This window comes from uncultured Campylobacter sp. (genome assembly GCF_938040115.1).
Taxonomy (GTDB): Bacteria; Campylobacterota; Campylobacteria; order Campylobacterales; family Campylobacteraceae; genus Campylobacter_A.
This window is the reverse complement of sequence record NZ_CALHXD010000303.1, coordinates 1-7,680: the sequence shown is the minus strand read 5'-3', so window position 1 is coordinate 7,680 and position 7,680 is coordinate 1. Positions and strand designations below refer to the sequence as shown.

Here is a 7,680-nt window from a genome sequence, read left to right as displayed (position 1 = left end):
CGGCTTTTGCGCCGTCAAATTTAACGCAGGCTGGAGCCAGGACGGACGAGTCAAATTTGACCGGCGTAGATTTCGCGGCAAAAACCCAAAACGCCAAATTTGACTCCCACGCCGCCAAAAACGTCGCACACAAATTTGATCTCATCACCTGCGACGTGAGCTTTATCTCACTTAAAGAAATTTTGCCCTCCATCGACGCGCTAGCAGGTGAAAACTGCGATATTATCCTGCTTTTTAAGCCGCAGTTTGAGGTCGGCAGGAGCGCTAAACGAAATAAAAAAGGCGTCGTAACGGACGCAAAAGCCGTGCGCGAGGCGAGGGCGAAATTTGAGCTTGCGGCGGCAAATTTGGGCTGGATAATGCGCCAAACGCTCGAATGCGAGGTAAAAGGAAAGGAAGGAAATGCCGAATTTTTCTACGCTTTTAACAAAAGATAATATCACGGCCGTCGCGATCGGGCACTTTGACGGCGTACATCGCGGCCACAAGCAGCTTTTAAAGCAGCTGGGCGAGTACGGCGGACTAGTCGTGATCGACAAAAACAAAGCCAACATCACGCCAAAGCTAAAGCGCGCCGAGTACTCGAGCTACCCGTGTTTTTTGTATGATTTTGACAGCATAAAAGGGCTTGGCGGCGATGAGTTTATCGCGCTTTTGAAGCGGGATTTTAAAAATCTGCAAAAAATCGTCGTGGGTTTTGATTTTCGTTTCGGGCGAAACAGGGCGTGGGATAAGCATGATTTGCGGCGCATTTTTGACGGCGAGGTGGTCGTAGTAGACGAGGTTTGCTTTGACGGTATGGGCGTGCACAGCTCAGCCATACGCGAGTATATCAAACAAGGCGAGATCTACAAGGCAAACCGCCTGCTAGGCCGCGAATACTCGATCGAAGGCCGCGTGATAAAGGGGCAGGGCATCGGGTCGCGCGAGCTCGTACCGACGCTAAATTTGGACATCAAAAGCTACCTTTTGCCGCGCGAGGGCGTCTATGCGACGAGGACTCGCATCGGCTACAAGACCTACGGCTCGGTTACCTTTATCGGCAACCGCGTGAGTACGGACGGCAGCTTTAGCGTCGAGACGCACGTGCTAAACGAAAATATCGAGGGCGCCAGCGACGTCGCGGTTTGCTTTATCAAGCGACTGCGCGATAACCGCAAATTTGAAAGCCTAGGGGAGCTAAAGCGTCAAATTTACATCGACATCAAGCAGGCGATGGAGTTCGTCGGCGTGTGCGATCTCTACGTTGTGGGCGACGCTACGCCTCAAAGGAGCGAGCCGTGAAAGACGAAATCTTTAAAGAACCGATAAAAAAGCAGTTTGAATTTGACGCGAGCGTGGCGTCGGTGTTTGACGATATGATCGGGCGCTCGGTGCCGTACTATGCGGCCTCGCAAAAGCTGATCGCAGATTTTTTAGCTCAAATTTTACCCAACGGCGCAAGCGCGATAGATCTTGGCTGCTCGACCGCCTCGACGCTGCTAGCCCTTTGGCGCAAGAGAAACGACCTCGCGCTAAAAGGCGTGGATAATGCGCCTGCGATGCTGCAAAACGCGCGCGCCAAGATAGAGGCGTACGGCGCTAAGATCGAGCTTGAGCTAGCGGACATTTTGGAGTGCGAATTTGACGCCCGTGACGCCGTTTTGATGAACTATACGCTGCAGTTTATCCGTCCGCCCAAGCGTCAGGATTTCGTAGCTAAAATTTACCGCGCGCTAAATGACGGCGGCGTGTTTGTTTTTAGCGAGAAGCTCATTTTTGAGGATAAGACGTTGAGCAAAAATATGATCGAAATCTACGAACAATACAAGCTCGAGCAGGGCTACTCTCGCTACGAGATTGCGCAAAAACGCGAGGCGCTAGAAAACGTGCTGATCCCCTACACCGAAGCGGAAAATAGAAATTTGGCGCTTAGCGCGGGGTTTAAAAATGTGGAATGCATATTTAGGTGGGCAAATTTTGCCACATTTGTTGCTTTTAAATAACGGCTTGTCTTTTGAGCGTCTTTGAATGAGTTTGAAATTTTCGCCCTGCGGCAGACTATATGTCTAGCCTTGGGACGAAAATTTCTGCACAACATTCAAATCCATCTCAAAATACTTCGTCTTGATTTTTTACGTTCAAATTTGAGTTAAATTTACAAATTTGAGTCACCGAGACCCGTACCCTGAAAATGCTAAATTTAAGCCCCTGTACAAAGAAATTAAAGCTGTAACCTCAAATTTAACTAATCCAAATTTAGCGTCTTAAAGGCGCAAGTCTCGGCGGGTAAAATTTAAAAATTAAGCCGCATGAAAAATACGATTTTCGCTTCGCTTGTAAAAAATATATAAATTCTACCTTAAGAATTATTTTTCTAAGGCTAAAGTGTGTAAAATAGTCGCAAATTTTTGAAAAAGCTCGCAAAAAGAGTGAAATTTATACGCAAAATGCGGATTTTGAGAGTAAAATCAGAAAAATTCTTTGAAAGGAAGTTAAATGAAAACTACATCTTTGGCATTAGCCGGGTTGCTTTTCGCGTCTGCGCTGGGCGCAAAGGAGTTCGTATCTATCGGTACGGGAGCGATGACGGGTACGTATTATCCGGTGGGCGGAGCGATATGTCGCCTCGTAAATAAAGACCCGCAGATGAAATGCTCGGTGCAATCAACCGGCGGCTCGGTCTATAACGTAAATAACGTGCTAAAAAAAGAGCTAAATTTCGGTTTCGTCCAAAGCGACGTGGTTTATGATAAATTTAACGGCGTGGGTAAATTTGAGGGCAACGGCGATCAAAATTTGCGCGCCGTCGTCTCGATCTACCCTGAGCTTCTCGCGTTCGTCGTCTCAAAATCAAGCGGCATCGGCTCGATAAACGACCTCGAGGGCAAAGCGATCAACGTCGGCAACCCCGGCAGCGGCAACGAAATGACCGCGCTTGGCGTGTTTAAGGCGTTTGGTTTCGACGAGAAAAAGCTAAAACATCACGGCGTACTCACTGCCGGCGAATGCCCGCACGCTCTAAAAGATAAGAAAATAGACGGTTATTTCTACATGGTCGGCCACCCGACGGCTAACATCACCGACGCGGCAAACTCGCTACCTATCGACATCGTGAACATCGAGGGCGAGCAGGTGGATAAGATGATAGCTGCGATGCCGTATTTCGCCAAAGGCACGATACCAAAAGGCACCTATGAGGGCGTGGATCACGACGTAAACAGCATTGGCGTTAAAGCCGTACTAGTAACCGACAAGGGCATGAGCGACACTGCAGTGGCTGCGGTCGTAAAGGCTATCTTGGATAACTTTGACGAGTATAAGAGCCTGCATCCGGCACTCGCGTCGGTTACCAAAGAGAGCCTAGTAGAGGGGCTTTCTGCGCCTTTGCACCCTGCTGCCGAGGCCGAGTTTAAAAAAGCCGGCATAATAAAATAAACCAGCTAAGCCGTGCGGGTTAAATTTAACCCGCACGGTTTGTTTTTTGTTAAATTTAGGGCTTATTTTTAGTTTTTGAGGATTTAAAATTTGACGCTTTGCTAGCTTGTTTTTGGACGGCGGCGAGTTTGCTTTAGTCGCATAAAGCGTCAAATTTTAGATTTGGCTCATACGCGCGTTTTTGATTTGACTTCGTTTGCCGTTTGCAAAACCCGTATCTTTACGGTGCTGGGTTAAATTTGCCGATAAATTTAAGGTATAAAAAGCTAGTCAAATTTAAAAATAAAGCCTGATTTTACGGGCAAAATCGCCAAATTTTAGAAAAAGAAAAATTTAAGAGGTTAAGAGCAAATATGGATAAAAATCTAAACGAAACACGAACAAATACCGAGTCGGCGCAGGAAAAGGAGGAGTTCGTCGAGGTAAAGACGCGCGAGATAAACTCGAGCTTTTATATATACTTCACGAGCATCATCTGCTTTGCGTGGTCGGTTTTTCAGCTTTATATCGCGTATTTTCCGATGAACACGACGATGTCGCGCTCGGCGCACCTTGCGTTTGCTATTTGTCTGCTGTTTTTGCTCTATCCGCTCAAAATTCACAAAAAAGCCCACTCCAGCCTGCCGTTTTACGACATCGTGCTCTGCGTTGTGGGTACGCTAGCCGCGCTCTATCCGCTTATAGAGTTTTACGCGCTAGCGCAGCGCCCAGGAGACTACACGAGCTTTGATATCGCCGTGTCCTGCGTCGCCGTTGTCGTGCTATTTGAGGCGGGTCGCAGGATCATCGGTCCGGCGCTTCCTATCATCGCGGCGATATTTTTAGCGTATGATTATTTCGGTCAATACATGCCAGACATCATCGCGCACCAGGGCGCTAGCCTAAACAAACTAGCAGGCCACATGTATCTTACGACCGAGGGTGTTTTTGGCGTGCCGCTTGGCGTTAGCGTGAGTTTTATCTATCTTTTTGTCTTGTTTGGTTCGCTGCTAGAGCGCGCCGGAGCGGGGCAGTACTTTATAAATTTAGCCTTTGCGCTGCTTGGTAAATTCCGCGGCGGACCGGCGAAGGCCTCTGTTATAGCTAGCGGACTTACTGGCATGGTGAGCGGCAGCTCCACGGCAAACGTCGTGACGGTGGGTACATTTACGATCCCGTTGATGAAAAAGGCGGGGCTAACTAGCACCAAAGCGGGCGCGATCGAGGTGGCTGCGGGCGTAAACGGTCAGCTGATGCCGCCTATCATGGGCGCGGCGGCCTTTATCATCGCCGAGTTTTTGGGTCTTAGTTACACAAACGTCATGATAGCGGCTGTGATTCCGGCATTTGTGTGCTATTTGTCGCTGTTTTTCATCGTACACCTTGAGAGTTGTAAGCTAGGGCTAAAAGGCATGGAGCAGGGCGCAGGCATATCTAAGCTTAAGATTTTCGTAAGCGGCCTGCACTACCTTATCCCGATTTTGGTTTTGCTCTATACATTGTTAATCGCAAACGAATCTCCGATCTCAGCGGCTTTTAACGCCATTTGCGTGCTGTTTTTGATTATCCTTTTTCAGGAACCCGTTAAAAAAATGGCTCACGGCGAGGACGTCGGCAAAGAGGACTTTATCATCGGCTTTGCGGATATATTTTGGGCGATGGTGACAGCGGCTAAAAGCATGACTACGATCGCGATAGCTACGGGTCTAGCCGGCATCATCGTGGGCTCGATCTCGCTAACTGGCGTCGGTCAAGTGCTATCTGAAGTCGTGGAAAATTTAGCCGGCAACAACATAGTGCTCATCCTCTTTCTCACTGCGATAATGTCGCTGATACTAGGCATGGGCTTGCCGACGACGGCGAACTATATCGTCGTTAGCTCGCTAGTCGCGCCGGTGATTTTGTTTTTGGCGCACAAAAACGGCTTTCTCATACCGGCCATCGCGGTGCATCTTTTCGTCTTTTACTTTGGTATCCTAGCAGACGATACGCCTCCGGTCGGTATCGCGGCATACGCTGCGGCCGGTATCGCCAAAGCAAACCCGGTAACTGTGGGCGTGCAAGGCTTTTTCTACGACCTGCGCACGACGATTTTGCCGTTTTCGTTCGTGTTTAACAACAAGTTGCTTTTAATAGAGAGCGTAAACGCCGCCAATCCAAACGACGCCAAAGGCATCGTGTGGATAACAAATCCGCTCGAGATGGCGCTGATTTTCGGTACGGCGCTAGTGGGTATGTTTGCCTTTTCTTCGGCGCTTCAGGGGTATTTTGTTAAACGCGTAAGCATGCTCGAGCGCGCGCTACTTTTGTGCGTAGTGCCGCTAACCTTGGTGCCAAATATGTGCGCCAAGTATATCCCGTTTATCGCGAACGAATACATTTCTTACGTGATCGGCGTTTCGCTTTACGTGGCGTTATTTGCATTTCAATGGATACAAAATAAAGCGGAGAAGAGGGTTGGCGTAGGCGCTTAAGCCCGCGCTTTCTCGGCCTGTTGATTACTCTCTCGTAAATTTTAAAAGCTTTCGTTTTGGAAGTAGTGTATAGAAAAGATAAATTTGGGTTAAATTTAACCGTCAAATTTAACCCGAGTAAGAAAAATTAAAGTCTTTTTGAGCGTTTTAGATCGCTTGCAAATTGGCATCCGAGGCTATCGCCTATCTTGCATGCTTTTTCAAAGAGCGCATATGCCTCTTTAAATTTTTTCTCCTCTAGCAGATACGATCCCGCAGTCGCGCATGAAAAGCCGTCGCCAAGCTCGCAACCCTTATTTAGCAGTGCACGCGCCTTTTCTTTGTCGCTTGATACGTATATCCCGCCGGCACCCGAGCAGGCCTCTTTAGAGCCTAGTTCGCAGCCTTTTTCGTATAGCTCAAGCGCTTTTTTGGTGTCAGGCAGGATATCCTTGCCCAGCTGATAAAGCGCGCCCAGTTTTGCGCAGGCTAGGCCGTTGTTCGCGTCGCAGGCAGCTGCAAATTTCTCGCGAGCCGTTACAAATTTAGAGCTCTCGTAGGCCTTTACGCCGTCCTCAAAATCGCCGCCCAGAGCAAAAACCGCGGCAACTAGCATTAGAAGTTTTTTCATTATCTCCCTTTAAATTAAAAATATTCTATTTTAGCATATTTAAAATTATTTTTTGTTTAGCCGTTGTTCTCGCGTTTTAAAATCAGGCATCAGCCCTGCGATGAAGCCATAAAAGCTTTTTTGATGGTGGGGGTAGATGAGATGGGTTAGCTCGTGAAGCACGACGTATTCGACTAGCTCGGGGGCTTTTTCGATCAAATTTAGGCTTAAATTTATATAGCCTTTGCGCGAGTTGCAGCTACCCCAGCGAGTGGTCATTTTGCGAACGACGACGCGGTTTATCTTGCGGTTTACGGCTGGAGCGAATTTGGCTATAAAATGCTCGTAAACACGCCTTGCAAAGGCTTTTTTGTAGTTTTCTAGCGCAGCTAAACTCGCAGCGTAAATTTCGCCGTCAAATTTACGCTCGTCCAAGCATTTAAATTTGGCCTCGTCAAGGTGCAAGTTAAATTTGCTAGCGTCAAATTTGCCCTCAAAGTTAGCGCCGTAAAGGTGCGGGTTTTGCCCGTCCGCGCTAAAATTTAAGCCGTTAAAAATCTCCGAATCGCCTGCAAAGCGTCTTAAATTTACGCCCTTTAAATTCGGCTCAAATTTGATGCGATAAACCTCGCCCAGTAGTCTAAACTCGTCCTCGCGCGGTAAATTTGATAGCGTCTTTTCGTGAGCTGATTTTAGCCATTCGTAGTGTTTTTGCACGAACTCTAGCGCATATTTTTGCGCGGCGTAAAAGGGTAGAGAGACCGAGATTTCGCCTGATTTGGCGACCTTTAGGCGAGTTGTTTTTACGCCTTTTTTAAAATTTAGCACGACGTCGAATTCGCCGCATTTTACGCTAACGGTTTTTACACTAGGCGCTTTTCTTGCCATTTTCTGCTTCTCCAGCGCCACGTGTTTACGAGTCCGCGTAGCCACTCATCGGCGGTAAATCCGATCCAAACGCCGATGATACCCATGCCCTGCACGATGCCCAGATAGTATCCCAGCGGCAGGCTCACGCCCCACATAAACACCGCGCCCGTCATCAGCGGAAATTTAGCATCCCCGCTCGCGCGCAGGGCGTTTACGATAACGATGTTAAAAGTTCGCCCCGTCTCAAGCGCGATAGAAAGCGTAAAAAGCGGCAGCATGACGGCCTTTAGCTCCTCGGTCAAATTTAGCCGCTCCATGATCTCAAATTTACCAAAATACGTCGCCAAAACT

The 7,680-nt window shown here is 48.2% G+C and carries 7 protein-coding genes and 1 pseudogene; 5 read left to right on the top strand and 3 right to left on the bottom strand.

Going from position 1 to position 7,680, the window contains the following annotated elements; translation table 11 throughout:
• The 5 genes from Q0314_RS10325 to Q0314_RS10305 all read left to right on the top strand — a co-directional run.
• A partial coding sequence (locus Q0314_RS10325) for an SAM-dependent methyltransferase (RefSeq protein ID WP_298058757.1) occupies window positions 1–437 on the top strand: 437 nt, incomplete at its 5' end.
• Window positions 403–1,284: a bifunctional riboflavin kinase/FAD synthetase gene (locus tag Q0314_RS10320; protein ID WP_298058756.1), complete on the top strand. Its 882-nt coding sequence runs from the start codon at window positions 403–405 to the stop codon at window positions 1,282–1,284. The genes Q0314_RS10325 and Q0314_RS10320, both read left to right, overlap by 35 nt.
• On the top strand, window positions 1,281–1,985 hold the full coding sequence (cmoA, locus tag Q0314_RS10315; protein ID WP_298058754.1) for a carboxy-S-adenosyl-L-methionine synthase CmoA: 705 nt from the start codon (window positions 1,281–1,283) through the stop codon (window positions 1,983–1,985). Before Q0314_RS10320 ends, cmoA begins: the two co-directional genes overlap by 4 nt.
• 493 nt (window positions 1,986–2,478) lie before the next feature.
• Window positions 2,479–3,417, top strand: coding sequence for a TAXI family TRAP transporter solute-binding subunit (locus Q0314_RS10310; protein ID WP_122874082.1), 939 nt, complete (start codon window positions 2,479–2,481; stop codon window positions 3,415–3,417).
• 353 nt (window positions 3,418–3,770) lie between these two features.
• Window positions 3,771–5,870, top strand: a complete 2,100-nt coding sequence (locus Q0314_RS10305) for a TRAP transporter permease (RefSeq protein WP_298058748.1) — start codon at window positions 3,771–3,773, stop codon at window positions 5,868–5,870.
• A 127-nt stretch (window positions 5,871–5,997) separates the two neighbouring features.
• Here the strand turns inward: Q0314_RS10305 and Q0314_RS10300 are convergent, their stop codons facing one another.
• The 3 genes and pseudogenes from Q0314_RS10300 to Q0314_RS10290 all read right to left on the bottom strand — a co-directional run.
• Entirely contained in the window at window positions 5,998–6,480 is a 483-nt protein-coding gene (locus tag Q0314_RS10300) for a tetratricopeptide repeat protein (protein WP_297936955.1), read from the bottom strand.
• Between the two features lie 45 nt (window positions 6,481–6,525).
• On the bottom strand, window positions 6,526–7,347 hold the full coding sequence (locus tag Q0314_RS10295) for a SprT family zinc-dependent metalloprotease (protein WP_298058746.1): 822 nt from the start codon (window positions 7,345–7,347) through the stop codon (window positions 6,526–6,528).
• A pseudogene (locus Q0314_RS10290) lies at window positions 7,323–7,680 on the bottom strand (MATE family efflux transporter); the annotation flags it as partial. The pseudogene Q0314_RS10290 and the gene Q0314_RS10295, both read right to left, overlap by 25 nt.

Coding starts and splice junctions, on each gene's coding strand:
- Q0314_RS10310 (WP_122874082.1), top strand. CDS start 2,479: ATGAAAACTACATCTTTGGCATTAGCCGGGTTGCTTTTCGCGTCTGCG.
- Q0314_RS10305 (WP_298058748.1), top strand. CDS start 3,771: ATGGATAAAAATCTAAACGAAACACGAACAAATACCGAGTCGGCGCAG.
- Q0314_RS10300 (WP_297936955.1), bottom strand. CDS start 6,480: ATGAAAAAACTTCTAATGCTAGTTGCCGCGGTTTTTGCTCTGGGCGGC.
- Q0314_RS10320 (WP_298058756.1), top strand. CDS start 403: ATGCCGAATTTTTCTACGCTTTTAACAAAAGATAATATCACGGCCGTC.
- Q0314_RS10295 (WP_298058746.1), bottom strand. CDS start 7,347: ATGGCAAGAAAAGCGCCTAGTGTAAAAACCGTTAGCGTAAAATGCGGC.